Origin of the sequence: Vibrio sp. K4, assembly GCF_051122595.1 — a bacterium.
Taxonomy (GTDB): Bacteria; Pseudomonadota; Gammaproteobacteria; order Enterobacterales; family Vibrionaceae; genus Vibrio; species Vibrio owensii.
In genome coordinates this window covers 778,444-804,911 of sequence record NZ_CP178577.1, presented here as the reverse complement: position 1 = coordinate 804,911, position 26,468 = coordinate 778,444, and the positions used below count along the sequence as shown (strand labels likewise).

The following is a 26,468-nucleotide window of genomic DNA, read 5'->3' as shown; positions in this document are numbered from 1 at the left end:
TTTCGTATCTGCCCTTCTTGAACGTTAACATCAAGATAAGCGCTGTATCGTTTCATCAATACGTCTCTTTGTAAGTCCGGCTGCCTTAAGCTCTTTCGTCAGCAGCTTGTACTATCAATTCGCCCACAAGTTCACTGTATCAACAATAAATTTGCATCTCTCAAGGAAATTTAAACACATAAGTCATTGAGTTTTAAATTAATGCAATTTAATCATTAAAAAAATGAAAAGCATTCATTTTACTCATAAATAGTAAATCCATACGATTAACAGGGTTAAGAATGGTTCCGTCCTACTCGTCGCCTCCATTCTATTTATCAATAACTTAGGGATTTACTAATGACTATTCCGACGACTGATATGCTAGAAGCATGGGCTGGATTCACTGCTGGTGAGTGGCAAAACTCTGTCAACACTCGTGACTTCATCCAAAAAAACTACACACCATATGAGGGAGACGAGTCCTTCTTAGCCGAGGTTAGCGCATCTACTTCAGCATTATGGAACCAAGTGCTTGAAGGCATTAAACAAGAAAGCCGCACACACGCGCCTGTTGATTTCGATACCGATCTACCATCAACGATTACTTCTCACGATGCAGGTTACATCAACAAAGATCTAGAAAAGATCGTTGGTTTACAAACCGATCAGCCTCTAAAACGTGCAATCATTGCTAATGGTGGTATTCGCATGGTGAAAAACTCGTGCGAAGTTTATGGCCGCGAGTTAGATCCAACGGTTGAAAAGATCTTCACTGAATACCGTAAAACTCACAACAAAGCGTGTTTCGACCTTTACACCAAAGAAATTCTGGCGTGTCGTAAATCAGGCATCATCACTGGTCTTCCTGATGCCTATGGCCGTGGTCGCATCATTGGTGACTACCGTCGTATCGCCCTTTACGGTATCGACTTCTTAAAAGCAGACAAAAAAGAGCAATACAATTCGACACAGACTTTCCTAGAGCGCGGCGGCGATCTTGAGAAAACACTTCGTCTACGTGAAGAAATTGCAGACCAAGTTCAAGCACTTGAAGACATTCGTCAAATGGGTTTGAAATACGGCATTGATATGTCGCTACCTGCAAAAACAGCGCAAGAAGCGATTCAATTTACCTACTTTGGTTACTTGGCCGCAGTTAAATCACAAAATGGCGCAGCAATGTCATTAGGTCGTACATCGACTTTCCTAGACGTATACCTAGAACGTGATATCGCAAATGGCTTGATTGATGAATCACAAGCGCAAGAGATGATCGACCACTTCATCATGAAACTGCGCATGGTTCGCTTCCTTCGTACACCGGAATACGATTCATTGTTCTCTGGTGACCCAATCTGGGCAACAGAAGCGATGGCAGGTATGGGTGTTGATGGCCGTACGCTCGTATCTAAAACGACATTCCGATACTTACATACGCTACATACGATGGGCCCAGCACCTGAGCCAAACATGACGATTCTTTGGTCAGAGCAATTGCCAGAAGCGTTCAAGCAATACGCGGCAAAAGTGTCAATTGATACCTCTTCTGTTCAATACGAAAATGACGATCTAATGCGTCCTGATTTCGACAATGACGACTACGCGATTGCATGTTGTGTGAGCCCGCAGATTGTTGGTCAACACATGCAGTTCTTTGGTGCACGTGCCAACCTTGCAAAAGCGCTGCTTTACACTATCAATGGTGGGATCGATGAAAAATCGAAAGCGCAAGTGGGTCCAGTCGTAGACAAAGTTCAAGATGAAATTCTCGACTTTGACGCTTTGATGCCACGCTTCGACAACATGTTGGAATGGCTAGCAACACAATACGTCACAGCGTTGAACATCATCCACTACTCACATGACCGTTACAGCTACGAAGCATCACTAATGGCATTGATGGATCGCGACGTGCACCGCACTATGGCGTGTGGTATTGCAGGTCTGTCTGTTGTCGCTGACTCTTTGGCGGCAATTAAATACGCGACCGTGAAGCCTGTTCGTGATGAAGATGGCATCGCCGTTGATTTTGAAATCGAAGGTGATTATCCAAAATTTGGTAACAACGATGCTCGTGTCGATGACATCGCTTGTGATCTGGTTGAACGCTTCATGAAGAAAATTCAGAAGATGCACACCTACCGCGAAGCTGTGCCAACTCAATCAATACTAACGATCACATCTAACGTGGTTTACGGCAAAAAAACGGGTAATACGCCAGATGGCCGTCGCGCAGGTATGCCTTTTGGCCCTGGTGCAAACCCAATGCACGGTCGTGATGAAAAAGGTGCGGTTGCGTCTTTGGCATCGGTATCTAAACTGCCGTTTGCTTACGCGAAAGATGGTATTTCTTACACCTTTTCAATTGTGCCTAACGCACTGGGTAAAGACGAATTAAGTCAGAAGAAAAACCTAGCCGCGCTAATGGATGGTTACTTCCATCACGAAGCAAGCAACGAGGGCATTGCGGTTGAAGGTGGTCAACACCTGTAATATTGGATAGTTAGACTACTAAAAAGTATGACTTATGACCAAATAACCAAAATTAATCAACAAGTTAGTTAGTCATAAAAAAAGAAAATCGCTCATATTTTTCATTAGTCATAATTTTCTAGAAATACATGCTTCAAGCAAGCGAATAAATCATAAAAAATAGTCAACCCAAACGAAGGAATTGAACCATGATCCAAGGTATTCAAATCACTAAATCAGCAAACGACGACCTATTGAACTCAATCTGGTTATTGGATTCAGAAACAAACGAAGCACGTTGTGTTGCTGCATCTGCTGGTTACGAAGCAGACCAAGTTATCGCAATTAACGATCTAGGTGAGTACGAGTCTCGTGAAGTTGCAATTGAAGCGGCTCCTAAGATTGAAGGCGGCCAACACCTGAACGTGAACGTCTTGAAACGTGAAACGCTAGAAGATGCAGTTGCTCATCCAGAGAACTATCCTCAGCTAACTATCCGTGTTTCTGGCTACGCAGTGCGCTTCAACTCACTAACTGCTGAACAGCAACGTGACGTTATCGCTCGTACATTTACTGAAAGTCTATAATTAGGCAATCATACAGATGCAAAAGGCGCTTTATTAAGCGCCTTTTTTACGTCTATTCTTTTTCACGACGGTAAGCGTTTATATTCGTAACACTTCCACTAACATTGGAACTTCGATCATCTAATTTGCTCATTAGTCCCTCTCTTTCAGCTAGAGGGATCTTAAAAAACAACGCAGCAATCGTTTGATGGTAAGCAGACAACTGCTCATTCAACGCTTCACTATCTAACATCGCGGCTCTTTTTTGTTTTGAGTTATCAGCCTCTAATTTTTTTATCTTGTTTTTTGATATTTCAAGTTCCTTTTCAAGACGAGATATTTTAACCCTATCATCTTCATCACCTTCTATAATTTCAACAATGTCAGAGTGGTGACGTAATGCCCCTGGTGATAATCCAGCTTCTTTCTCAACATTAGATCTATTAAGTTTTACAATTGATTTTTCACGCAATTCTTGACAAGTGTAGGCTTTACGTTTGATTCGATCAATCGCTTCTAAGAAAGCTTTCTTGGTTTTCTCTTTGCTACGAGCCATACTTCAAACCTCAAATATTACGTACAGGGATCATGTTTGCCACATCCAATGGAACATGAAAGGATTCAAATGGAAAATTCAAATCTGTCATTATTTTTTCTGCGGAGCGAATATCCATAACTAACTTAGATGCTGAGCTTCCATTCAGATCATTACTATCTCTTAAGATCATAAGATTTCTCATTGCCGTCATTCGTATTGACTCAGCAGAACTCGCATCATCAATAAGATCCCAAGCACAATCAGTACATTCTGATAGATCAATCGAAGCTCTCATTGCACACTGTCTCTTCGTACAGTACATCCCTTTACCTATTGCGTGTATATGTACTTTTCCTGTTTTAATTTCATTCTTCCAATAATCAACAGATAGCTTTCGGTTATTCAAACCTTCTTTAAAATAGTTTTCATTTTCAACTAACTCTTTTGATAAACTTTTTCCTAAACCTCCCGCTAATCGTTCTCGGTTCGCTAATTTTTGATAGCTATCCGCAAACACGGTTGCAGAGCGATTAATCCTTTCTTCTCTAACCTCTGAATAAATCGTCTTAAGCGAATTAGCATTTCTTGCATACCAACGCGTCATTGCGATAGATATGTGCCCAAGTTGCTGCTTTAGCTGCGGGAAGTCCATTAATTCAAGTCCAATCAAGTAATAAGCAAAACTCCTTCGACATTGATGGTTTGTATAAGGAAAGTAATCTCCGACGTTAGGAAGATTAGTATTTTCAGGGTTTGAGGCTCTAAGGCTATCGAGATCATTCACTGACATCAAAAATGTGTCTCTATTTACACGCCTTATCGTTTCTCGAATTGTTTGCCCTAAGCCAACTTTCTCTATGGGTCTAGGAAAGTAAACCTCCGTTAGAGCGGCAAAAAATTTACTTTCAGCGTTATTTTGAAACCGTTTTCTGTATGGTCTATGAATTGCATTTAAGACATGAAATGCTTTATACCCCAAAAAATTGGTTATATAAGTATCGTCAGTAGTTTGAGAATCAAGAGTCAGCTTCTCTTGTTTTGTAGTAAAAGCATAAATTGTATTGGAACCTATCTTTATATGATCTTGAGCACCGTAAACAGGAGATATCTCATATAATTCACTGATTCTCATTCCACTCAAAGCCATAGCAAGGAAAGTAGCATGGGCTTGTAAATTTCGAAGATACTCAGAAAATGCCAAGCGACTAGAAAAAGTTTTCTTTCCAACTTTTAAATTCAGACCATATTTACCTTTGCCTGCTTTACTCCCATTTAATGATGTCGAGGAACAACTCACCCATACATCTAACCAGTTTTCATCTTTTCCATAATCAATCAGTTCAACATTCTTAGCTCGGTAGGTTTCGACAACATTCTCAGTTGAGCACCCTTTAGTTAAAACAGACGATAAACTTAACTCGCCCATTCTTAGTTTATGGCATAACTCATTTTTTATCATTTCAGAGCGATATAGATACGTCTCAACAGCACTTTCTAACTCCATTCGATACTTATAAGCTTCACTGACACTATCAATAGCAGATTTCAGCATCTCAAAGTAGATTCTAAAAGGAATAGCAAAATGCTGATCAGGTTTCTTAACTGCCAAGTTAAATAGCTTTGGATGCAACTTACGATTAATTTCCATGTGAAATGGTAGTAAATCCTGACACTGCACTAGTCTATTGATGGCAGAAAGAGTTTTGTTCCCTTTATCATCAATAACCAAGCCATTATCTTTTAACTGATAAATGACATCTTCATCGATCTCAGAAAAGCTGTTGATCCCAATATCTGTAGCGTGTTTAGCAATAAGAGTTAACTTGCTAACCGTATCGACTATTGATAAATAAGTGTACCTGCCGTAGTCGGTAAATAATTCAACAGCAGCAAAGCACTTAATTTCATTGCGGATATTTCGAGGTAATATGTATCCATCAAAGGATTTTTTTGTGGAGTGGTTAAATAGCAACCTATTCGATTGATACCCTTGACCTAATCGACTCAAATCCCAAGTGTTATCTGAAAACAATATTGGGTGCTCAGTATCATTTACTACCGCAAGGCTTTCCAAATGTTCCCAATCACCTAGCTCAATTGCAGGCAATAAAACATCCTGGATATGATCAATTGCATTGATATCCTCTAGGAATTCTTCTGAGCTAATAACTGCACCATTTGCTAATTTGATATTTTTCATGGTTCTGTCCTGATACCTATTCAAACATGAAATAGCGTCCGTTTTCCTCTAGCATCTCTTCTGCTTGCTCTAAAACGCTCTCTGAAATGTTCATTGACACTAGTTCTTCAAATGATGCGATACGCCTTTCCAACTCTTCATTCTCAGGGTAACGGTCTGCGGCATCGATTAATGATTCGATAAACGACAATAACTTGTAGACCTGCTTAGGATCATCAACCAACTTGGCGTTCATGCATTCATGACACTTATCATATTGATAACAATGTGTCTTATCTAATTGATTAGTAACACCAAGATCCGTAGCTTTTGATTGAGCTAAAACATCCTCTTTACCCTCAAACTGTGGGATACCATCACAGCACGTTCCATTTGGGTTAGTAGGCTTACCTCTGCGCTTGTACTCATCAAAGGCTAATACTTCGATCTTCCAGTTATCTCGAACCTTTTCTTTCGCTTCTTCTAGTTCAACGCCTTTGATAATTTGCTCTATAACATCAAGAGCTTGAGCAATAATTTCGTTATTTTGCCCTTTATGCCCATTAGCATAATGCTTTTCAAATACCCTCTTTGAATTTTGAAGGGTTGCCATCGCTGAAACAACTGAACCATATCGATATTCATTATCTGCAACAGTTAACCTAAATCGGCTAGAATTCAATGTGTTAAAAAAATGGCTAGGTGTTATCCCCAATTCTCTCAACATCGTAGCAGTAACAGGGTATTCATTATAAGGTCTCGTTTCCCCGATGCGTCCTTGAGGAAAGAGGTATGGTGTGCGTGTTGTTAATTCATAATTGAATTCTGGTTCTTCACTACCTGACGTATATTGATTACCTTTGGCTCGCTTCCTGTAAACTGGATTACGTCTACTTGCCCATTCCTCAAGTTTCTTCATCACTGGTACAAATCTTTCATCGGCATAAAATGTAATAATGCCGTTATTATTTTCTCCTGCACTATCCACGAACTTCGATACGCATGTCACTGTGACTTTCCCTTTATCATCCACATCTGAATAATACAAAGGCAGTTGCGCATATCTTAATGTTTGAGGACTAAAGCATTGAAAAAATGCGAGCGAAAGGTTCGGTATTAATTGAGAAAACTGATTCGAGTTAAACCGATAGTATTTTCGTTCTTTGGATACTCGTCTGATACCTTGCTCGTCAATGATCGTCTTTACTGACTCGACATAATGAGCATAAAATAGGCTTTGAATGCTCTCTGAAAGCCGTTCAGCCAATCCGAGACGCTTATCGGCAAACAGCTCTAACTTTCTTGAGATAAAATCCAATTCAAGATCTGTCTTTAACCCACTCAGAGAACCATCACGAGCCATTTCGAATAGCAGTAAACCATGTTGCTCTGCGTTATACGCTTGCGACAACTCAAGTAACATATTCAAAAATGAAGCACCTGTTCGCTTATCTACACGAGCAGAAACTTCTTCAAGATTGGAAGCATCCCCTATGACAAGAGCATACACTTCTTTGTAGGCTCGACTCTTGTAACCTTTTATCTGAGCATATTGAGAGACTTTCCCCTCTCGCTTTTCAGTGACAAACTCAATTGGTCGCCTTACTGACGTAACAACAGAATCGTTAAAAGCCGTATAATGACAGAAAAGATGGTAGGCTATGGTCATGGTGAAATTGAATACTTGATGAAATTCCATTTCCTCAAGAAAGCCTAGCTCAACATCCATTTGCTTCTTATTAGCAAGCAATAGGGCACTTGCTTTTTCAAATATGGTTGAACGTCTACCACCTGAAGCCAGATTACGTTCGGCGATAAGCAACGGAGCTAACAAGAAAAATTTATCATGCAATCGCTTTAGAGCTACTTCTTGTTCGTTAGATGAATAAGGCTCCTTAAGTCTCTTTACTGCTCCTGAAACTGAGAATTCTTTTAAACCCATATCCCAATCAAATACAGGTAGGTTTATTCTCGAAAACATTCGTATCAAAAGACGCTTTTTCCCTGCGGCGGTCTTTTCTGCAATACCTATAGGTTGATTATGGTCATACATAAAAGTGTGCGTATATAGGCGCTTACCGTAATCAACTAACTTCCACAAATAGCCATTGGCACCAAAATATGCTTTCCACGCTTCTTCTGAAAATGGAGGTAAATCAAGTCGATCAGCATTAGAGAGATAAGATCGTAGAAGAAAAAACAACTGTCGTCCGTTGCTGATTCTATCCATCTCAAAGTCATCTCGGATTACATCTTTTAGCTTATCGGTGATTACGCGCCTATCAAGGCAAGTAACCAACGGGTTAGCTTCATTACAATGATAATGGTCCAAAGGCTTTAGCGATATTTTCTTACTCTCATGCTGTTGTACGTAGTGGATAATGTTTTTTGTCTTGCCTTTCACCGATGGTGTCGTGGCAAGATCACGTTCAATTAAGTTCCCAACTTTACTTCGCGCCATTATCAGTTTCCTTGAGCTTCAGAGTTTCGACGTTCAGCAGCTTCTTTTCTCATCTCAGCATCTTTAGCTAAATCAATATAAATCATGGTATCAGTGGACTCAGAATGACCAAGCAAGGTCTGCAATTCACTAAAATAAAAGTCAAATGGTAAACCACTATTTCGAGCCTTATTTAGCAACCAATCGGTTGCAAAGGTCGAACGGAGATCATGATACTTGTAGTACCAGTCACCATGTTTCAGTCTTATTTTTTTTCTTAGAACTGACCAGGAGCTTTGTATTGTGTTCGTGCAGATTTGACCTGATTGCGTCCGTGTACTTAAAAATAAACGTGGCTCCCCCTCATCTTCCAATAAGGACTCTTGCACTTTTTTAATTATCGCCAAGCGATCACAAGAGATTTTATAGTCAAACAACTCGCTCATTAATGATGCAGGTATCTTTGTGACTCGTGACTTATCCCCTTTAACATCAACACCTTTTGCGACTAGCAATGAAAGATTGCATTCCTTCTCTCCCAACTTAGGTTGATAGATTGCGCTTTCATTGAGACTTGCCACTTCCTCAACCCGAAGCCCACCTTTGTAGGAGAGTTCAAACATCAGCTTGTCTCGCCAAGAAAAACCATCACTTTGAATATACGACTCCAATATTTTCAAATGATTCTCTGTTAAAGGCTTCAGTTTTTGATGTGGATTTAATTTGGCAGATGATGGGAAAATATTCATTACATCAGCACTTTGCACGATTATTTCTATGTTCTTCTTCGTATGACTCAACATATCAATATCATCTCGTGATTTTGTTCGTGGTATACGTTTGTAAGAAAAATGGAATGGGCGCTTATTGTCAGACCATGTAAAAATACCTTCTCGATTTAACCATTTATAAAAATCGATGATTTTTCTTATGTAAGTTTTGGCAGTGGAAAGCTCAATCGTCTTCGTTCTGTCATCATATATGTCAGTACGAATACTTCGTTTTAGGAACTTGGCGAACTGCCAAGGCACTCCATCCTTAGGGTCGGCAAATACATCACGATATGATTTGTTGTTAGCCCGTAGCCAACGAGTAAACATCAGGAGGGCTTGTACTGAAGTATCTATTGATTTGCTTCTTCTAGCGCAGCTAGTTAAATACAGGTTTTGGGGATAAATTAAATTACCATGAACATCGACTAACTGAGGAAGAACAACTAGTTTCTTCTCAGAGCGAGCAACTGCATAAGGCTCAATCTCTCCGCTATCATTAATCCTTACCCTTAGCTCAGGATACAAATCGCACTTTAGCTTGATTTGATTAACCTCATACTCAGTCTCATCAACTGCACTCAAATCCAAAGACTCTTCTACCGACATCTCTCACACCAAAGTCATAAAACTATCCATACATTACAATTTAGCACAATTTAAACAGTACGTTATGTGACCAATACTAGTATTTGGTCATAATATAGAAGAATTTTCAGGCGTATAACATCAAAGTCTGTGCCAAAATGAATTAAGGATGACGTTGTGAATGAGGACTTTACATGAAAATGATTTTGGAAATGAAGTACCGCCGTGAGAAGCGACTCATTTACAGCAAAAGTGAAATCTGCGAACTCTACCTTTCTGAAGATATCAGTCTAATCCTCTCACGCAGCCCGTATCTTTCGAATATCTCAAACGAAGTATTTGTTTACAAGGCAAAGCAGATTAATGCTGACTTCATCGAGGTTCTAGCTATCGAACTGCGTAAAAATCATCAGGTCTATATCTCGTTTGAAGACGCTCTCTCTAGATGGGGGGTAATTTCACAAATTCCGATGCGCCTAATCGTCGCTACAACGGGTGAACCAGGTGAATATTCAACTGAGTTCGGTGTCATTGAATTTATCCATGTAGAACACTCCGAAGAGCTTATTCTCGAAAACACGCTGGATACGGGGTATCCATTAAGATTGGCGAAAAAACTTTGGTGCTATGAAGATCTCATAAGGATTGGTAGGAACCTGCATCTTATTGACCGAGAAGAGTTGTGATCACCTACTGCGGTTGATATCGATTATCTTTGCATAATCAGCACTTCAATATTCATTCAATATCATAAGTTTAGTATTATTGGTTACGTTGAATTGACTTCTTTTTAGCTCAGTGGGGATAGGGAATGCTGTGCAGCACTCAAAGAATGGGAATCAGGTTTTGTCTCAATGACAACGGTACTTTAGTTGACGCTAAACATAGCCTCATTTTATCAGCCAATTGCCGTGTATGTGGCAACACTGTTAGTCGTAAGGAAACCTTCCAGCTATTCCAACATTCAGATAATCAGTGTGATTACTTAGTCTTATCTGAAGTATGCGAGCGTTTAAGTAACCTGATCTCCGAGCAAAAAAGATTAGCACTACCTATTGATTACTCTTGCACGAATAGCATTGGTGTCGAAATAGTTCACTGCTCCTTGTTAGTAGATAACAACACGCGCCCTCTTATCGAGCTAACACTAACCGATAACCAAACCATTTACCTAACCATTGCCTTAGAAGATTCTGAAACAGATAAGCAGCAAATTTTAGAGCTTAGACAACGTTTTGAAAGTGTCATTGAAGTAAACCTCAGTGGTTTAACCGTACCATCAAGTGATTTCACTTCTTATCTAAGAGACTCCGTGTTAAACAGCCAGTTTCACAAACTCTGTAAATGGCTTGCATTCAACCCGCTTTACCCTTTAACAAGAAATATTGCATCCATAGAAGCTGCTTCTATTCAAAACGAACGACAAATAGCCTTGGATGAGCTAAGTAAGGTTGAAGAACGAATTAACATCTCGAATAGCACTCTAGAACAAATTGGTAGAGATACTATCACCGCTCAAGATAACTTACATCGCTTTCAAAGCCAGAAGCATAAGTATGATTTAAATCGGAATATTGAGTCACTAAAAGGTGAAGAGCGTAATCTTTTAGCAGAGATATCCAAACTTAAACAGCAACGAAGTGAACTATTGAGTGGCTCCACCACGGCAAGTTTAAACTTCCAATTAAATGAACTGCGCAGCTCCTATGCATTAGGCAAACAGCACTTAGAACAACAAAAACAAGAAAAAAACAGGCTAACAACCCAAATTAACAGATTGAAGCAACAACAAGTATCAATTCAAGACGAAATCCAAAATGCCAAATGGTTAAAAAGCATCCTGGCAAGATTCGATTGCACTTTTGGCAACATAGAGGACGAACTCAGCAAAATAGTACAAATCTCTGAGTCATATGTTGACTATGAGAACAAAGCTAGATTAGCTCAGAACAAACTTACCTCATTGGAAGAAGAGCTTGAAAGAAAGCGGAAAGAACTAGAGGAAGAAAAGAAAGGTGTTGAGTTCTACAAAAAAGAAAAATTTAGAATGTTCAAGGAAAATCAACAACTTAAAATTCTTGCAAAAAATGGAAACGTGTAATGAATGCAAATTTTAAGAAACGCCTCATCACACACATTTATGATCCTCAAACTCACGATATTATTTTGGTTTCAGATCAGCTTGATGGAATTGAACAAGGTGAGTTTTTCAGAAAAAGAAGCCTTATTGAAGATGGACTGAGGACTTACCTGTGCTCTGTTTGCTATCAACCTGTAGTGTTGCGTTCGAATCAACCTCGGACAATTGATCACTATAAACACAAGCGCATCAATGCCGAATGCCCCCTGCAAGAGAAAGATTCGACTCTTAAAAAAGAGCAAATTTTAGCCATGAAGTTTAATGGTCAAAAAGAGGGTAAAGCTCATAGAGAGTCAAAGGATTTCATCTATCAGGCTATCAAGAAAGATAGATTATCGAGATTTTCACAATGTGAAGTGGAAGCTACTTTTCGAGATTCATCTGACGATCCTAACCAGATAATGTGTAAAGAGTGGCGTATACCCGATGTATCAGCACTTTATGACGATATGGGGCAAACGAAGCGAGTTGTTTTTGAATTGCAAATGAGTACCACTTTTATAAGCGTTATAGCTGCGCGTGAACTCTTTTATCAACGTAATAACACTTTCGTTATTTGGATTTTACTTGATTTCGATGGTAAGCGTTTCACCGATTTGGATATTGCATACAGAAATCGAGTCAATGTTTTTGTGTTAAGCCGAGAAGCAAAAGAAAAAACTTTAGAATCTGGAGAGTTGTGGATCGATGTTCATTGGCGAGAGCCATATATCGAAGCAGGTGAACTAAACTACGAATGGAAAAACGAGCTTGTGCCTTTTTCAAAGCTAACTTTTCACGATTACTACTTAAAAGCATATTACAAAGATGTAGAGATGATGGAAGGGGAACTCAAGTCTCAGTTGACATTAACCAAGAGAAAAGACAACCCTAATGTTTGCTCTCACTGTAAAATGCCTACCGATACGTTAGTTTTAGACGGTCAAAAAAGATGTAGCATATGCTTAACGAGCAAATCAAAAAACATTGCATACTGATGGTGTGTATTCGGCTTGAATGCGCCTGTTACTGCCTACCGTGTATTTTTAGCCCGCTATGGTTCGCCAAGGCGGGCTATTTTTTATGGCTGTGAGCAGATTTACCTTGGAGGCTTATCATCAAGCATGACGCAGATACACGCACCTCACCTCATCACCGCGACGAAAACGATTATATGTAAACGTGCCTATGATTCAGTGCGGATGAGTCATATACCATATGTGATAACGGAGCTATGCTCTTGTAAATTGCTTTGGCTAAATCGTCAACTTCATTTGATATAATTTGCAGTGCTTCTAGCTTGCTTTCCTCGTTGAATACTTTTCTACTGCCATCAGGCACCAAAATCAGATCTCGAAGCGTTTCTGATGAAACGAGCAATGATAAGTGCGCTCTAAGCCTTTCGACTAATGCTAATGACATATAGGATGGGCAACTTAATTGATCGTCCATGTCATATGCTAGCGCTGTAAGGTCATAGCTTGACAATTTCTTCGCTTTCCCTTTTTTATAATCAGGCATATCAGCAACTAAGTTCTTCATTAGTCTTGTAACTTTCTTTAAGTTGCCCGAGTAAATAGAGTCCTTATCATTCACTTTCTTGATATGCATAAATGGCTTATTGCCAACTAAATCATGATTAGCTTTATGATAAATTTGTACCTCTTTATCATGCTTCAAACCACTGCGTTGATAGTCATGAGTGTGATACCAACATGCAGGAACTATATCGACTTTTCTTTTGAGGCTTCCACCACTCAAAGCAATGGACTTATTCCCCGAGCAATCAACTGTCGCCTCATAATATCGCGAGGTTAATTTCTGTTCAGATGTTAACCTTAACTCTCTAATGATATCTTTCATTGGTCGTTGGTCAGAGGCTACACATGAAGAACCATCTAATTTTGGAGTTTGAACCAAAACAATATCTTCTTTCAAGATCAGCATATCTACATCAGAATGCCCCTGAATATGTATATCTAGGGCAACCGAACCTTGGATTTCTTTCGTCGCTCGGATGCCAGCATTACCAAGCATCGATATCAATGTATCAGCAACTCGCTCTCCCTCTTGTATTGAAATGCGAGTTGAATCACTATCAACAGCAGCCATTGCACCAACCGCATATTTAATCGCAGCACTTTCAGATAATCTTTCATAACTCTCTTGAGTGCGTAAATCTCGGGAATCATATTGAGAAAGGCTATTCTCAAGTAGTACACGCTCTCTTGTACCCTGTCTTCGATCCTTTAAACTTTTAAGTCTATTGTCAAAATTGATCATATTAATCTTTACTCAACGCCATTTTACCAAACGTTCTTCTGCCATTACTGTTGAAATATGCAGCAGATCCAATTTTTAACTCTTTATCTAGCAAAATCTCGCAATATCCTTTATGAGAATTCAGTTCATGATACTGATCTACATTTGGATTGTTGTTATAGCTATAGCTCAACAGCCAACCACCACGAGTGCCATTAGCTTTTGCTAGAGTAGCGGTATAGCTCTCACTTGCACTTTGACTGGTTTTCAAGCAAACAACCATTTTTTCCCAAGTTTGCTCTATATCAATTTCAGCGTTCCATTCATATTTAGCATTTCCGTCTTCATCTAAGGTCGTCCCTTTAACTTTCCATACACCATTCAAATCAGGTATTTGAAACAGTGGTATTTTCCAAGCAAATTTGTTGAACAACCAATGCAAAGCGAAGTAAATAAGACCAGTTGTTATAGCTACGCTCGTAACAGCTTGAAAGCCTGTCAATTGATGTATATAGCTAATCAGGCTAGAAATTGCCCCCGTTAAAACAATTGAACTTACCCCCAACCATCTACCAATGGTTGCACGGTTATGACCAAAAACAGCGTAGTCGTGCATATCCTATCCTTTTAAGAATTCTCTCTTTGATATGAGAGCGAATGTATAAAGATCAAGGGGGTAAAGGCAGCTAATTTTGATTAATATGACTCTAATCTCATTACCTTAGAATAAGTCATAAAAAATAACTCTCTTCTCCAAACATTACACGTCATATTTTTTCTCCAACATTACACCTCAACGTCAACGTTCTGAACCGAGAGATGTTATTGGATGCGGTTGAACATCCAGAGAAATACCCTCAGTTGACGATTCGAGTGTCCGGCTACGCGGTACGTTTTAACTCGCTAACTCGGGAGCAACAACAAGACGTGATCAGCCGAACTTTTACAGAAAAACTGTAATCGCGAGATTGTAAAGTAATCGAAGCTCATGCCTCTAACTCATTAGGGGTATGAGCTTTTGTCATTTCTGGCGAACCATACGAAATGATACCAAAAGCATCAACAACGCGTGCGTTAAATCAGTGGCGGTAATTGCGTTTTTCTTTGTTAACAACCATTCACCAAACTTTTCAATTTCTTATTAATTCATCCGCTCACATCACATACACGTATAATTTTCCATCGAGTGCATAAAACCACACCGTTCTCTGGTTGTTATTGAGGTCACAAAACACGATAATATTGGGATCGGATTTTAAGAACGTAATAACTATGACCGAATATATTTTGTTGTTGGTCGGCACTGTGCTGGTGAACAACTTTGTACTGGTGAAGTTTTTAGGCTTGTGTCCTTTTATGGGCGTGTCTAAAAAACTGGAAACAGCAATTGGCATGGGCTTAGCTACAACTTTTGTACTAACGCTCGCGTCTGTGTGTGCATACTTGGTGGAAAGCTATGTTTTACGTCCACTGGGCATCGAATATTTAAGAACCATGAGCTTTATTTTGGTGATCGCTGTTGTTGTACAGTTCACCGAAATGGTCGTGCATAAAACCAGCCCAACTCTGTATCGTCTGCTGGGTATCTTCCTACCTCTGATCACAACGAACTGTGCGGTTCTGGGTGTTGCTCTACTTAACATCAACGAGAACCACAACTTTATCGAATCGATCATTTACGGTTTTGGCGCAGCGGTTGGCTTCTCCTTGGTACTGATCCTATTTGCGTCAATGCGTGAACGTATTGCCGCCGCTGACGTGCCTGTGCCATTTAAAGGCGCATCGATTGCGATGATCACCGCAGGCCTGATGTCTCTCGCCTTTATGGGCTTTACAGGTTTGGTGAAGTAAACAATGAGTACGATTTTAATTGCGATCATTGCTCTTGCTGCCCTCGCCGCGGTTTTCGGAGCGATACTCGGTTTTGCATCGATTCGCTTCAAAGTCGAAGCGGATCCAATTGTCGATCAAATCGACTCTATTCTACCGCAAACTCAGTGTGGTCAGTGCGGCTACCCGGGTTGTCGTCCATACGCTGAAGCGATCGCTAACGGCGACAAAATCAATAAATGTCCTCCAGGTGGTCAAGCGACGATCGAGAAACTGGCAGATCTGATGGGCGTTGAAGCGGAAGAGTCGGCACACGATCTCGACAGCAAAGTCAAAACCGTTGCTTTCATCCATGAAGACATGTGTATCGGTTGTACCAAGTGCATTCAAGCGTGTCCTGTAGACGCGATTGTCGGTGGTACTAAAGCCCTTCATACCGTGATCAAAGACGAATGTACGGGTTGTGACTTGTGCGTTGCGCCTTGTCCAACTGACTGTATTGAAATGATTCCTGTGGAAACCACCACAGAGAGCTGGAAATGGAAGCTTAATGCCATTCCAGTGGTTAACATTACGGATGCTGCCAATGCAGCGAACGTGACTGATTCAATTAAATAAGGTTTCGTATGTTGTCTTTGATTGAACAAATTCGTACTGGTTCGCTATGGGATTTCCCAGGCGGCGTGCATCCGGCAGAAAACAAAAAGCAATCCAACAAAACTGAATTGGTTCACGCAGCCATTCCGTCGGAAATCGTCCTACCTTTAAAACAACACATCGGTAAAGCAGGTAATCTGTTGATTGCTGTTGGTGACACAGTGTTGAAAGGTCAACAGCTAACGGCGTCAGACAGTGGTTTCACCGTTCCTGTTCATGCTCCAACTTCTGGACAAGTAACAGCTATCGAGCCACGCACTGTTGCGCACCCATCGGGTTTAAGCGAACTGTGCGCAGTGATTACGCCTGATGGTAACGATACTTGGTGTGAGAAAACGCCAGTTGCCGATTACACCCAAGAATCTGCAGATGCGTTGATCGATGTGATTCGCCTTGCTGGTATCTCGGGCATGGGTGGCGCAGGCTTCCCAACGGCTAAGAAGATCCAATCGGGTATTGCACGTACCGAAATTCTTATCGTTAACGCGGCTGAATGTGAACCTTACATCACCGCCGATGACAAACTCATGCAGGAACACGCAGACGAACTGATCCAAGGTATCGAGATCGTCGAGCATATCCTTAAGCCAAAACTGACCATCATAGGTATTGAAGATAACAAGCCAGCAGCCATCAAAGCGCTGGAACAAGCGGCGATGAATAAAGACATCGTGATCCGCGTTATCCCAACCAAATACCCTTCTGGTGGTGAGAAGCAGCTCATCAAGATTTTGACCAATAAAGAAGTTCCTAGCGGCGCTATCCCGGCAGATATTGGCATCCTGGTTCAAAACGTTGGTTCTCTCTACTCAATTAAACGTGCGGTGATTGATGGCGAACCTGTAGTAAATCGCATCGTGACTCTGACGGGTAAAACCTTCAAGCAACCACGTAACGTTTGGACGCTACTTGGTACGCCAGTACAAGCACTTTTAGACGAGTTTGGCTATAAAGCAGATAAGAAACTGCAGCGCCTGATCATGGGTGGTCCAATGATGGGCTTTACCCTACCCCACGCTCAGGTTCCTATCACTAAAACAGCAAACTGTATTCTGGCACCAAAGCGTCGTGAGATCGCCTCTGACCAATACGAAATGGAATGTATCCGTTGTAGCCAATGTGCGGAAGCGTGCCCTGCCTCGCTATTGCCACAGCAGCTTCAGTGGTATGCAAAAAGCCAAGAATACGAAAAGCTTGAAGAACTGAACCTTAAAGATTGTATTGAATGTGGCGCGTGTGCATTTGTGTGCCCTAGTGAAATTCCACTGGTTCAATACTATCGTCAAGCGAAAGCTGAAATCCGTACACGCGCTCAAGAAGCGGCAGCAGCTGAACGAGCTAAGCTGCGCTTTGAAGAGAAGAAAGCGCGTATGGAACGCGAAAAAGCAGAACGTGAAAATCGCTTTAAGAAAGCCGCAGATGATCGTCGTAAAGACATGAAAGCCTCTGGCGGTGACGATGCGATTGCTGCAGCCATCGCTCGCGTGAAAGCACAAAAAGACAATGCCGAAGCCAAAGCGGAACCAGCTGTGAAACCTGCGGTTGCAGCCGCGATTGCCAAAGCAAAAGCGAAACAAGCTGCGGCGGCTCAATCTGGTGCAGCCGAGCCTGATAACTCAGAAATGGCGAAGCTACGCGAAGAACGCAAACGTCTTGCTCGCGAACGCAAAGCGCAAAAAGAACAAGGCGACACATCTGCGGATAATGTTGACGATAAGAAGTCTGCGGTTGCAGCCGCTATTGCTCGTGCTAAGGCGAAGAAAGCTCAGCAAGAAGACGCATCAACACCTACTGAAGCTGGTGATAAGAAAGCAGCCATCGCGGCAGCTATCGCCAGAGCTAAAGCGAAAAAAGCACAACAAGAAGATTCGACCGAATCTGTAGAAACGGAAGCACCTGTTAAACAAGCTGAAGATCCGAAGAAAGCTGCTGTTGCTGCAGCGATTGCTCGTGCAAAAGCGCGCAAAGCTCAGCAAGAAGACTCTACGGAATCTGCAGAAGCGGAAACACCAGCAGAACAAGCTGAAGATCCAAAGAAAGCTGCTGTTGCTGCAGCGATTGCTCGTGCCAAAGCACGTAAAGCTCAGCAAGAAGGTTCTACAGAATCTGAAGAAACGGAAGCGCCTGCTAAACAAGCTGAAGATCCGAAGAAAGCTGCAGTTGCCGCTGCCATTGCTCGTGCTAAAGCGCGTAAAGCGCAGCAAGAGGCAGAAACAGAATCTGTTGAAGCGGAAGCTACTTCTGAAGAACCAGAAGTGGATCCAAAGAAAGCCGCTGTTGCCGCAGCCATTGCTCGAGCCAAAGCACGCAAAGCTCAGCAAGAAGCACAAACAGAATCTGTTGAAGCGGAAGCTCCTCCTGAAGAACCGGAAGTGGATCCGAAGAAAGCTGCAGTTGCCGCAGCCATTGCTCGTGCTAAAGCGCGTAAAGCGCAGCAAGAGGCACAAACAGAATCTGTTGAAGCGGAAGCTCCTTCTGAAGAGCCAGAAGTGGATCCAAAGAAAGCCGCTGTTGCCGCTGCCATTGCTCGCGCTAAAGCACGTAAAGCTCAGCAAGAAGCGAATAAGAACAATACTGAGGAGAACGAGTAATGTCGTTTTTTATTGCCAGTTCACCACACGCTCACAGCCGTCGCAGCACGCCTGATTTGATGAAATGGGTAGCGCTGTGCGCTATTCCTGGCTTAGTCGCTCAAACCTACTTCTTTGGTTGGGGTACCATCATTCAACTCGTGTTTGCTATCGCGGTCGCAGTGTCACTTGAAGCACTAGTCATGCTTGTGCGTAAGCGTTCTCCAATGCTTGCATTACGTGATAACAGTGCCATCGTGACAGCATGGCTATTAGCCGTGGCAATCCCACCATGGTCTCCTTGGTGGATCATGGTTATCGGTTTGATTTTTGCCATCGTTATTGCAAAGCACTTATACGGTGGTATTGGTCAAAACCTATTTAACCCAGCAATGGTCGCTTACGTTGTATTGCTTATCTCCTTCCCTGTCCAAATGACAAGTTGGAGCGCGCCTGTTTCATTGATGTCTGAGCACGTGACTTTTGCAGACGCGTTGTCTCTGATCTTCACTGGCTATGACTTTGATGGTTTGTCGCTGCAACAAGTTCGCGCTGGTGTGGATGGCGTAACAATGGCAACTCCATTAGATGCATTCAAAACTGGTATTCATACTGGTGCAACGCCAAGTGAGGTGCTATCACAACCAATGTTTGGTGGCCTTGCGGGTATCGGTTGGCAATGGGTAAACCTAGCTTACTTGGTTGGTGGCCTAGTGATGATCAAAAAACGCATCATCCAATGGTACATTCCTGTTGGTTTCCTAGGTAGCTTGGCACTGTTTAGTACCGTGTTTAGCTTGATCATGCCGGGAGAAACCGCGTCACCAATCTTCCACCTACTATCAGGTGCAACGATGTTAGGCGCGTTCTTTATCGCTACCGATCCTGTTTCAGCGTCAACTACTGTGAAAGGTCGCTTGATTTTCGGCGCTCTGATCGGTGCGTTGGTATTCATTATTCGTAGTTGGGGTGGCTTCCCAGATGGCGTTGCATTTGCCGTTCTGCTTGCCAATATGTGTGTACCGTTGATCGACTACTACACCAAACCAAGAACTTACGGTCACTGAGGTAAACATGTTAACCGCTATTAGAAAAAATGGTCTGACATTGGCGATCTTCGCCTGTGCAACAACCGGTCTTGTGGCACTGACTCAGTACCTAACAAAAGATCAAATTAAGCTTCAGGAACAAAAGCAACTGCTGTCGGTTCTTAACCAAGTGATTCCGGAAGAAATGCATGACAACAACCTTGTTGCGGCATGTACTATGGTATCTGCGCCCGATCTAGGTACGGTTCGCTCGATGCCAACTTACATTGCCACCAAAGATGGTCAACCAACAGCAATGGCAATTGAGTCCATCGCACCAGATGGCTACAACGGTGAAATCAAAATCATCACTGGCATCGATAACCAAGGCAAGATCCTTGGTACTCGTATCCTAAGCCATCAAGAAACACCGGGGTTGGGTGATAAAATTGATCTACGCGTTACGGACTGGATCTTGAGCTTCACTGGTAAGCAAGTGACAGAAAGTAACTGGAATTCTTGGCAAGTTCGTAAAGATGGTGGCGATTTCGATCAGTTTACTGGCGCAACCATTACCCCTCGTGCGGTAGTGAAAGCGGTGAGAAGCACAGTAAACTACGTAAATAAGTCTCGTGATGAGATTCTGAATCAGCCCCTAGACTGCGCAGGAGGCAACCATGAGTGAAAATAAACTGCTAATGAAAAACGGCATGTGGAGCAACAACCCTGCCCTAGTGCAACTTCTGGGTTTGTGTCCTCTACTTGCGGTTTCTTCGACTATTACCAACGCCCTTGGTTTGGGTATCGCGACCTTGTTAGTGCTTGTCGGCTCTAACCTGACGGTTTCGTTGATTCGTAACTACGTACCAAAAGAAATCCGTATTCCGGTCTTCGTTATGATCATCGCCGCCTTGGTAACTTGTGTTCAGCTCTTGATGAACGCTTATGCCTACGGACTGTATCTATCTCTGGGCATCTTCATCCCACTGATCGTAACTAACTGTATTATCATCGGCCGTGCGGAAGCTTACGCCTCGAAGAATGATCCATTGCCAGCAGCATTGGATGGTTTCTGGATGGGTCTGGGTATGACAACGGTATTGGTTGTACTTGGTGCTATGCGTGAACTTATCGGTAACGGTACTCTATTTGATGGCGCAGACCTACTATTGGGTGACTGGGCAGCGGCACTGCGTATTCAGGTTTTCCACTTCGATAGCAGCTTCCTATTGGCATTGTTGCCGCCGGGGGCTTTCATTGGCGTAGGACTTTTGATTGCGTTGAAAAACGTTATCGACAGCTCAATTCAGGCACGTCAGCCAAAAGAAGAAAAACCAGCCATTGAGCGCGCTCGCGTAACTAACGCATAATATAAGAATTCAAAAATCAAGGCTCTACCACTCGTAGGGCCTTTTTCATAAACCGCAAAGACGGGTTTGGAAGTCAGCAATGAACAAAGTCAAAAGAATTGAAATTCTCGAACGACTCCGAGAAAACAATCCCAATCCTCAGACGGAGCTTAACTGGAGCACACCGTTTGAGTTGCTTATCGCCGTACTGCTTTCTGCGCAGGCGACAGACGTAAGTGTAAACAAAGCAACAGACAAGCTTTACCCTGTTGCAAACACGCCACAAGGCATTCTTGATTTAGGTGTCGATGGTTTAAAGGAATACATCAAAACCATCGGTCTATTTAATTCAAAAGCCGAAAACACCATCAAGACTTGTAAGATCTTGCTAGAGAAGCACAACGGCGAAGTGCCAGAAGATCGTGCAGCACTTGAAGCTTTGCCGGGTGTAGGTCGTAAAACCGCTAACGTGGTACTGAATACCGCCTTCGGTTGGCCAACTATTGCAGTGGACACGCACATCTATCGTGTTTCTAACCGTACCAAGTTTGCGATGGGTAAAACCGTCGACGACGTAGAAGAAAAACTTCTTAAAGTGGTGCCAAAAGAGTTTAAGCTTGATGTACACCACTGGCTGATCCTTCATGGTCGTTACACATGTGTGGCAAGAAAGCCGCGCTGTGGCAGTTGTATCATCGAAGATCTGTGTGAATTCAAAGAAAAAGTGTACCCAGACGAATAACCCCGTCTGAAACAATCGCTAGGAGCAAATAATGTCAAACGGTCGAATTCTTCACACCATGCTGCGCGTGGGTGATCTAGACAAATCTATCAAGTTCTACACTGAAGTCATGGGCATGCAGTTGCTTCGTACTAATGAAAACAAAGAGTACGAATACACGCTGGCGTTCCTTGGTTACGGTGATGAGTCTCAAGGCGCCGTCATTGAGCTGACTTACAACTGGGGCACAACCGAGTACGACCTAGGCTCTGCATTTGGCCACATCGCAATTGGCGTAGACGATATCTACTCAACTTGCGACGCAATCAAAGCAGCTGGCGGTAACGTGACTCGCGAAGCGGGCCCAGTAAAAGGCGGAACGACTCATATCGCTTTCGTTAAAGACCCAGATGGCTACATGATTGAACTGATTCAAAATAAACAAGCATCAGCAGGCCTAGAGGGCTAACTCAGCCTCTCCTACTGAAACTCGCTATTATTTGCAGGCAGGTCTGAGACCTGCCTTTCTTTTATCAACAAATTACTTTACTTGATAATAATTATCGTTTAGATTCACCACCAACATCGACATGTGGGATAACGATAATGATCAGTGAATGGGAAAAACACACACTTCTAGCCGATACGGCACTTCAACTAGATGACCCTGTTCGCAGCATTCTTCATTACCAGCAAGCCCTTAGCCTGAGTGAAGATATTAGCGAATGCGTGGAAATAGAAGCCGACGAGCGATTATTGATTTCGGTGATTTCATGCCACAACCTTGCCCAATTTTGGCGCTGGGCAGGCGACACAGAATATGAGCTCAAATATCTTCAACTCGCTTCTGAGAAAGTGCTGACGCTGATCCCTCAATGTCCGAATAGAGATTGCGCAAGCTTTATTGATTCAATCGGCTGCTGTACTAAGGCCCTCATTGATTTCATGAAGCGCCATCCAAACCCTGTGATCGCAAAGCAGGTCGAGAAAATCGACACAGCAACCAATTGCGAAATCATTGCTAAGTTCCGCTTAAACTAACATTCATTATATGCCTTAAGCACCAAGTAACTCTAAGCGACAACTAATAGAATCAAACAACGTCAAACGGATAAAAAACGCCAGAGTCAGACTCTGGCGTTTTTGTATTGGTGAATATTTAAGATCAAACCTGGGTGCGCCCTAGTGAAATCACCACGCGACGGTTCTTGTCTTTACCTATTGGTGACCCATTATCTGCAATCGGACGACGCTTACCGTAGCCTTGCACTTGAATACGCTCTCCAGATAAGCCCAAAGATTCGAAGTAACTGCGCAATGATTCCGCTCGTCGTTCAGATAAGCTTTGACTCGTACTTTTACCATCTGTCGAATCTGTGTATGTCGCCACTAACACCAAATCGATATCTTGGTTATGGCGAACGTAATCAGCGATTTGCGCTAAACGTTTCTTCGAAGCTTTAGTTAACTGATCACCTTGACGCTCATAGTGAAGAATCGTGAAAGCAATATCTTCAAAGCTGTACTTCAGTAAGTTAGCAATGCAGCTGCTAAAGGCGTTGTATTTGTTTTGGAACAGTACCGAAGACAATGCGACCTCAATACGCTGATCTCGGCTCTGCCAGTCTTGGTAGCTAAACGTTGGATAGCGGCCTTTTTCTAGCTCAGAGAGAATGCCCCAAGCGGTTTGTCCACCAACGTAACCATCAAACTGTTTGAAAAATTTAAGGTTAGTAATGCGATCAGCATTCTCGCCCGGACGCCAAGGTGGTGGCATAGAAATCAAACTGACATTGCGCGTTTCACCCATAGGGCGGAGCATCTTCAATTCAAAATCCAAATTGATTTTTTTACTTGCATGAGATGAAAATACCGCATCACCAAATCCTGGGATTGGATGTACCAGCTGACACTCCAACGGCGTATTCATCACCATTTCCCACTGTGATTGCTGCGGTGTGGCAACGTAGCGCTTTCCCATCGACGCAAAGCTGTTTGCGCTGAGTAAAGACATCAGGACACCACTGGTTACTAGCCATTTATTCATCTAGGTACTTCTCTCAAACGGCAGTCTATTGCCGCTTACTTGAATCAATTAAAAACATGCAAACTAATGCAAAAATCCCGCCAACATAGAATTTGCAAGGGGATATAAGGAGTTAACGCTCACTTTGGCAAGTGCATAAAATGGTAAATAACATCGCGAGAATAACAGGTGCACGTTAACCTTGTTTTTAGTTATAACCCTTACTGGTTAACGGGAAATAGAATTTTACATTTCTCCCAAATTGCGGTTTTTCTCATCGGTAGAATCTGCAATAATGCAGCCTTCGTCACACAAATATAAGCCAACATGACAATAGAAAATGAAGCTCTGACCCTGAAAAAGCGTTTTCGTGGTTATTTTCCAGTGGTAGTAGACGTTGAGACCGCAGGTTTCAATGCTCAAACTGATGCACTTTTAGAAATCTGTGCCGTCACCCTTAGCATGGATGAAAATGGCGATCTGCATCCTGCCTCAACCATTCATTTTCATATCGAACCATTCGAAGGCGCGAATTTAGAAAAAGAAGCGCTTGAATTCAATGGCATTCGTGACCCATTCAGCCCTCTTCGCGGTGCAGTATCAGAACAAGAAGCACTCAAAGAAATCTACAAACTGATCCGCAAAGAGCAAAAAGCGGCAGACTGTTCCCGTGCCATCATGGTGGCACACAACGCTGCTTTCGACTTAAGTTTTGTTAATGCAGCAAATGAGCGCTGCAAACTCAAAAGAGTCCCTTTCCATCCATTTGCCACTTTTGATACCGCAACATTAAGTGGGCTTGCTTATGGTCAAACTGTTCTCGCTAAAGCATGTAAAGCTGCAGGGATGGAATTCGACAATCGTGAGGCACACTCAGCCCTCTACGATACACAACAAACTGCAGAGTTATTCTGTGGCATCGTCAACAAATGGAAGGCCCTAGGCGGTTGGCCGCTTGTCGACGAAGAATAATAAGTAAACACAACATATTAGGAAAAGTATGAATCCTGTCGTTATATCTGTGTGCGTCATGCTCGTGTTAGCATTGATGCGCGTAAACGTGGTGGTTGCCCTCACGTTTAGTGCCATCGTTGGTGGCCTTGTTGCTGGCATGAGCCTTGGGGATACGGTTGCCGCATTTGAAAGTGGCCTAGGCGGCGGTGCGACTATCGCACTGAGCTACGCAATGCTAGGTACTTTCGCTGTTGCAATTTCTCGCTCTGGCATCACTGACCTTCTTGCAAAAAGCGTTATCAAGCGCCTAAATGGTAAAGAGAGCTCAGCGTCGACTACGGGTCTAAAATACGCAGTATTGGTTGCTCTTGTACTTGTTACCATGTCATCTCAAAACGTGATTCCGGTACATATCGCCTTCATTCCAATTTTGATCCCACCTCTTTTGGGCGTATTCGCTAAGCTGAAGCTGGACCGTCGTTTAGTTGCTTGTGTGCTTACCTTTGGTTTGATCACACCATACATGGTTCTGCCTATCGGTTTTGGTGGTATCTTCCTTAACAATATCCTTCTGAAGAATCTGCATGACAACGGTCTAACCGATGTTGTGGCAAGCCAAGTTCCTACTGCAATGCTATTGCCAGGTGCTGGTATGCTGTTTGGTCTTCTGACGGCAATCTTCTTTAGCTACCGCAAACCTCGCGAATACAAAGAAACTGAACTGACCGTTGTTCAAGAATCTGAAGCGAAGCTAAATAAGAAGCACATCATGGTTGCAGGCTTGGGTATTATCGCAGCGTTAAGCGTTCAGCTTTACACAGGCTCGATGATCATTGGTGCATTAGCTGGCTTCATGGTATTCACTTTCGGCGGCGTTATCGCGTGGAAAGAGACGCACGATGTGTTCACTAAAGGTGTTCACATGATGGCAATGATTGGCTTCATCATGATTGCGGCGGCAGGTTTCGCTGCAGTAATGAAGCAAACTGGCGGCGTTGAGACGCTTGTACAATCGCTATCAACCAGCATCGGTGACAACAAACCTCTTGCAGCACTATTGATGCTTATCGTTGGTTTGTTGGTAACAATGGGCATCGGCTCATCATTCTCTACGATTCCAATCCTTGCGACTATCTATGTTCCGCTATCACTCGCATTCGGCTTCTCGCCAATGGCAACTATCGCCCTTGTTGGTACGGCAGCCGCTCTTGGTGATGCCGGCTCTCCTGCTTCTGACTCAACGTTAGGTCCAACATCAGGCCTAAACGCAGACGGTCAGCACGAACACATTTGGGAAACCGTAGTACCGACATTTATCCACTACAACATCCCTCTGATCATCTTTGGTTGGATTGCTGCAATGGTGCTGTAATCGCATCATCGGATGGATACAATTCGTTACGAAAAAGCCGCTCAA

General features: G+C 42.6%; 23 protein-coding genes and 1 pseudogene. 17 read left to right on the top strand and 7 right to left on the bottom strand.

Features of this window, described 5'->3' with window-relative positions; translation table 11 throughout:
- Nucleotides 1-339 precede the first annotated feature (339 nt).
- Nucleotides 340-2,472: pseudogene (gene pflB, locus ACLIIY_RS03760) on the top strand (formate C-acetyltransferase); the annotation flags it as partial.
- Between the two features lie 191 nt (nucleotides 2,473-2,663).
- Nucleotides 2,664-3,041, top strand: a complete 378-nt coding sequence (grcA, locus tag ACLIIY_RS03755) for an autonomous glycyl radical cofactor GrcA (RefSeq protein ID WP_044176678.1) — start codon at nucleotides 2,664-2,666, stop codon at nucleotides 3,039-3,041.
- Nucleotides 3,042-3,093: 52 nt separating this feature from the next.
- On the opposite strand, the gene ACLIIY_RS03750 is transcribed toward grcA, so the two are convergent.
- Genes ACLIIY_RS03750 through ACLIIY_RS03735 form a run of 4 tightly spaced genes read right to left on the bottom strand, consistent with a single transcriptional unit; the run spans nucleotide 3,094 to nucleotide 9,556 of the window.
- Nucleotides 3,094-3,576, bottom strand: a complete 483-nt coding sequence (locus ACLIIY_RS03750; RefSeq protein WP_318418506.1) for a hypothetical protein — start codon at nucleotides 3,574-3,576, stop codon at nucleotides 3,094-3,096.
- Between the two features lie 10 nt (nucleotides 3,577-3,586).
- Nucleotides 3,587-5,758, bottom strand: a complete 2,172-nt coding sequence (locus tag ACLIIY_RS03745; protein ID WP_434528130.1) for a hypothetical protein — start codon at nucleotides 5,756-5,758, stop codon at nucleotides 3,587-3,589.
- A gap of 16 nt (nucleotides 5,759-5,774) precedes the next feature.
- Nucleotides 5,775-8,198 (bottom strand): hypothetical protein, encoded by a 2,424-nt coding sequence (locus ACLIIY_RS03740; protein ID WP_434527683.1) that lies wholly within the window; start codon nucleotides 8,196-8,198, stop codon nucleotides 5,775-5,777.
- Between the two features lie 2 nt (nucleotides 8,199-8,200).
- Nucleotides 8,201-9,556 (bottom strand): tyrosine-type recombinase/integrase, encoded by a 1,356-nt coding sequence (locus ACLIIY_RS03735; protein ID WP_434527684.1) that lies wholly within the window; start codon nucleotides 9,554-9,556, stop codon nucleotides 8,201-8,203.
- A 173-nt stretch (nucleotides 9,557-9,729) separates the two neighbouring features.
- On the opposite strand from ACLIIY_RS03735, the gene ACLIIY_RS03730 reads away from it, so the two are divergent.
- The 3 genes from ACLIIY_RS03730 to ACLIIY_RS03720 all read left to right on the top strand — a co-directional run bounded on the left by ACLIIY_RS03730 (nucleotide 9,730) and on the right by ACLIIY_RS03720 (nucleotide 12,652).
- A complete protein-coding gene (locus ACLIIY_RS03730; RefSeq protein WP_434527685.1) occupies nucleotides 9,730-10,221 on the top strand; it encodes a hypothetical protein in 492 nt (163 codons plus the stop codon).
- Between the two features lie 125 nt (nucleotides 10,222-10,346).
- Nucleotides 10,347-11,636, top strand: a complete 1,290-nt coding sequence (locus ACLIIY_RS03725; protein WP_434527686.1) for a hypothetical protein — start codon at nucleotides 10,347-10,349, stop codon at nucleotides 11,634-11,636.
- A complete protein-coding gene (locus ACLIIY_RS03720; protein ID WP_434527687.1) occupies nucleotides 11,636-12,652 on the top strand; it encodes a DUF6035 family protein in 1,017 nt (338 codons plus the stop codon). Before ACLIIY_RS03725 ends, ACLIIY_RS03720 begins: the two co-directional genes overlap by 1 nt.
- 172 nt (nucleotides 12,653-12,824) lie before the next feature.
- Here the strand turns inward: ACLIIY_RS03720 and ACLIIY_RS03715 are convergent, their stop codons facing one another.
- On the bottom strand, nucleotides 12,825-13,937 hold the full coding sequence (locus ACLIIY_RS03715) for a hypothetical protein (RefSeq protein WP_434527688.1): 1,113 nt from the start codon (nucleotides 13,935-13,937) through the stop codon (nucleotides 12,825-12,827).
- A 1-nt stretch (nucleotide 13,938) separates the two neighbouring features.
- A complete protein-coding gene (locus tag ACLIIY_RS03710) occupies nucleotides 13,939-14,532 on the bottom strand; it encodes a Cap15 family CBASS effector (protein ID WP_045400666.1) in 594 nt (197 codons plus the stop codon).
- A 143-nt stretch (nucleotides 14,533-14,675) separates the two neighbouring features.
- Between ACLIIY_RS03710 and ACLIIY_RS03705 the strand changes: the two genes are divergently transcribed.
- From ACLIIY_RS03705 to ACLIIY_RS03660, 10 genes are all read left to right on the top strand, one after another.
- On the top strand, nucleotides 14,676-14,876 hold the full coding sequence (locus tag ACLIIY_RS03705; RefSeq protein ID WP_080765436.1) for an autonomous glycyl radical cofactor GrcA: 201 nt from the start codon (nucleotides 14,676-14,678) through the stop codon (nucleotides 14,874-14,876).
- A 312-nt stretch (nucleotides 14,877-15,188) separates the two neighbouring features.
- On the top strand, nucleotides 15,189-15,767 hold the full coding sequence (gene rsxA, locus ACLIIY_RS03700) for an electron transport complex subunit RsxA (RefSeq protein WP_005425202.1): 579 nt from the start codon (nucleotides 15,189-15,191) through the stop codon (nucleotides 15,765-15,767).
- A gap of 3 nt (nucleotides 15,768-15,770) precedes the next feature.
- Nucleotides 15,771-16,364: an electron transport complex subunit RsxB gene (gene rsxB / locus ACLIIY_RS03695; protein WP_005439677.1), complete on the top strand. Its 594-nt coding sequence runs from the start codon at nucleotides 15,771-15,773 to the stop codon at nucleotides 16,362-16,364.
- 8 nt (nucleotides 16,365-16,372) lie between these two features.
- The gene (rsxC, locus tag ACLIIY_RS03690) at nucleotides 16,373-18,994 is read left to right on the top strand and encodes an electron transport complex subunit RsxC (RefSeq protein ID WP_434528129.1); all 2,622 of its coding nucleotides are present in this window, start codon (nucleotides 16,373-16,375) and stop codon (nucleotides 18,992-18,994) included.
- Complete coding sequence (gene rsxD / locus ACLIIY_RS03685; RefSeq protein WP_434528128.1) at nucleotides 18,994-20,040, top strand: electron transport complex subunit RsxD; 1,047 nt, start codon at nucleotides 18,994-18,996, stop codon at nucleotides 20,038-20,040. Before rsxC ends, rsxD begins: the two co-directional genes overlap by 1 nt.
- A 7-nt stretch (nucleotides 20,041-20,047) precedes the next feature.
- Nucleotides 20,048-20,686, top strand: a complete 639-nt coding sequence (rsxG, locus tag ACLIIY_RS03680) for an electron transport complex subunit RsxG (protein ID WP_434528127.1) — start codon at nucleotides 20,048-20,050, stop codon at nucleotides 20,684-20,686.
- The gene (locus ACLIIY_RS03675; RefSeq protein ID WP_010449409.1) at nucleotides 20,679-21,371 is read left to right on the top strand and encodes an electron transport complex subunit E; all 693 of its coding nucleotides are present in this window, start codon (nucleotides 20,679-20,681) and stop codon (nucleotides 21,369-21,371) included. Before rsxG ends, ACLIIY_RS03675 begins: the two co-directional genes overlap by 8 nt.
- 79 nt (nucleotides 21,372-21,450) lie before the next feature.
- Complete coding sequence (gene nth / locus ACLIIY_RS03670) at nucleotides 21,451-22,092, top strand: endonuclease III (protein WP_005536424.1); 642 nt, start codon at nucleotides 21,451-21,453, stop codon at nucleotides 22,090-22,092.
- 31 nt (nucleotides 22,093-22,123) lie between these two features.
- Entirely contained in the window at nucleotides 22,124-22,540 is a 417-nt protein-coding gene (gene gloA / locus ACLIIY_RS03665; protein WP_020196364.1) for a lactoylglutathione lyase, read from the top strand.
- A 137-nt stretch (nucleotides 22,541-22,677) separates the two neighbouring features.
- A complete protein-coding gene (locus ACLIIY_RS03660) occupies nucleotides 22,678-23,112 on the top strand; it encodes a DUF2753 domain-containing protein (RefSeq protein WP_005536418.1) in 435 nt (144 codons plus the stop codon).
- Nucleotides 23,113-23,236: 124 nt separating this feature from the next.
- Here the strand turns inward: ACLIIY_RS03660 and motY are convergent, their stop codons facing one another.
- On the bottom strand, nucleotides 23,237-24,118 hold the full coding sequence (motY, locus tag ACLIIY_RS03655) for a flagellar protein MotY (RefSeq protein ID WP_010645731.1): 882 nt from the start codon (nucleotides 24,116-24,118) through the stop codon (nucleotides 23,237-23,239).
- A 306-nt stretch (nucleotides 24,119-24,424) separates the two neighbouring features.
- On the opposite strand from motY, the gene rnt reads away from it, so the two are divergent.
- Entirely contained in the window at nucleotides 24,425-25,069 is a 645-nt protein-coding gene (gene rnt, locus ACLIIY_RS03650; protein WP_005439693.1) for a ribonuclease T, read from the top strand.
- 28 nt (nucleotides 25,070-25,097) lie between these two features.
- Nucleotides 25,098-26,423, top strand: coding sequence for a Na+/H+ antiporter family protein (locus ACLIIY_RS03645; RefSeq protein ID WP_005430775.1), 1,326 nt, complete (start codon nucleotides 25,098-25,100; stop codon nucleotides 26,421-26,423).
- Nucleotides 26,424-26,468 lie beyond the last annotated feature (45 nt).

Coding starts and splice junctions, on each gene's coding strand:
- grcA (WP_044176678.1), top strand. CDS start 2,664: ATGATCCAAGGTATTCAAATCACTAAATCAGCAAACGACGACCTATTG.
- ACLIIY_RS03750 (WP_318418506.1), bottom strand. CDS start 3,576: ATGGCTCGTAGCAAAGAGAAAACCAAGAAAGCTTTCTTAGAAGCGATT.
- ACLIIY_RS03745 (WP_434528130.1), bottom strand. CDS start 5,758: ATGAAAAATATCAAATTAGCAAATGGTGCAGTTATTAGCTCAGAAGAA.
- ACLIIY_RS03740 (WP_434527683.1), bottom strand. CDS start 8,198: ATGGCGCGAAGTAAAGTTGGGAACTTAATTGAACGTGATCTTGCCACG.
- ACLIIY_RS03735 (WP_434527684.1), bottom strand. CDS start 9,556: ATGTCGGTAGAAGAGTCTTTGGATTTGAGTGCAGTTGATGAGACTGAG.
- ACLIIY_RS03730 (WP_434527685.1), top strand. CDS start 9,730: ATGAAAATGATTTTGGAAATGAAGTACCGCCGTGAGAAGCGACTCATT.
- ACLIIY_RS03725 (WP_434527686.1), top strand. CDS start 10,347: ATGCTGTGCAGCACTCAAAGAATGGGAATCAGGTTTTGTCTCAATGAC.
- ACLIIY_RS03720 (WP_434527687.1), top strand. CDS start 11,636: ATGAATGCAAATTTTAAGAAACGCCTCATCACACACATTTATGATCCT.
- ACLIIY_RS03715 (WP_434527688.1), bottom strand. CDS start 13,937: ATGATCAATTTTGACAATAGACTTAAAAGTTTAAAGGATCGAAGACAG.
- ACLIIY_RS03710 (WP_045400666.1), bottom strand. CDS start 14,532: ATGCACGACTACGCTGTTTTTGGTCATAACCGTGCAACCATTGGTAGA.
- rsxA (WP_005425202.1), top strand. CDS start 15,189: ATGACCGAATATATTTTGTTGTTGGTCGGCACTGTGCTGGTGAACAAC.
- rsxB (WP_005439677.1), top strand. CDS start 15,771: ATGAGTACGATTTTAATTGCGATCATTGCTCTTGCTGCCCTCGCCGCG.
- rsxC (WP_434528129.1), top strand. CDS start 16,373: ATGTTGTCTTTGATTGAACAAATTCGTACTGGTTCGCTATGGGATTTC.
- rsxD (WP_434528128.1), top strand. CDS start 18,994: ATGTCGTTTTTTATTGCCAGTTCACCACACGCTCACAGCCGTCGCAGC.
- rsxG (WP_434528127.1), top strand. CDS start 20,048: ATGTTAACCGCTATTAGAAAAAATGGTCTGACATTGGCGATCTTCGCC.
- ACLIIY_RS03675 (WP_010449409.1), top strand. CDS start 20,679: ATGAGTGAAAATAAACTGCTAATGAAAAACGGCATGTGGAGCAACAAC.
- nth (WP_005536424.1), top strand. CDS start 21,451: ATGAACAAAGTCAAAAGAATTGAAATTCTCGAACGACTCCGAGAAAAC.
- gloA (WP_020196364.1), top strand. CDS start 22,124: ATGTCAAACGGTCGAATTCTTCACACCATGCTGCGCGTGGGTGATCTA.
- ACLIIY_RS03660 (WP_005536418.1), top strand. CDS start 22,678: ATGATCAGTGAATGGGAAAAACACACACTTCTAGCCGATACGGCACTT.
- motY (WP_010645731.1), bottom strand. CDS start 24,118: ATGAATAAATGGCTAGTAACCAGTGGTGTCCTGATGTCTTTACTCAGC.
- rnt (WP_005439693.1), top strand. CDS start 24,425: ATGACAATAGAAAATGAAGCTCTGACCCTGAAAAAGCGTTTTCGTGGT.
- ACLIIY_RS03645 (WP_005430775.1), top strand. CDS start 25,098: ATGAATCCTGTCGTTATATCTGTGTGCGTCATGCTCGTGTTAGCATTG.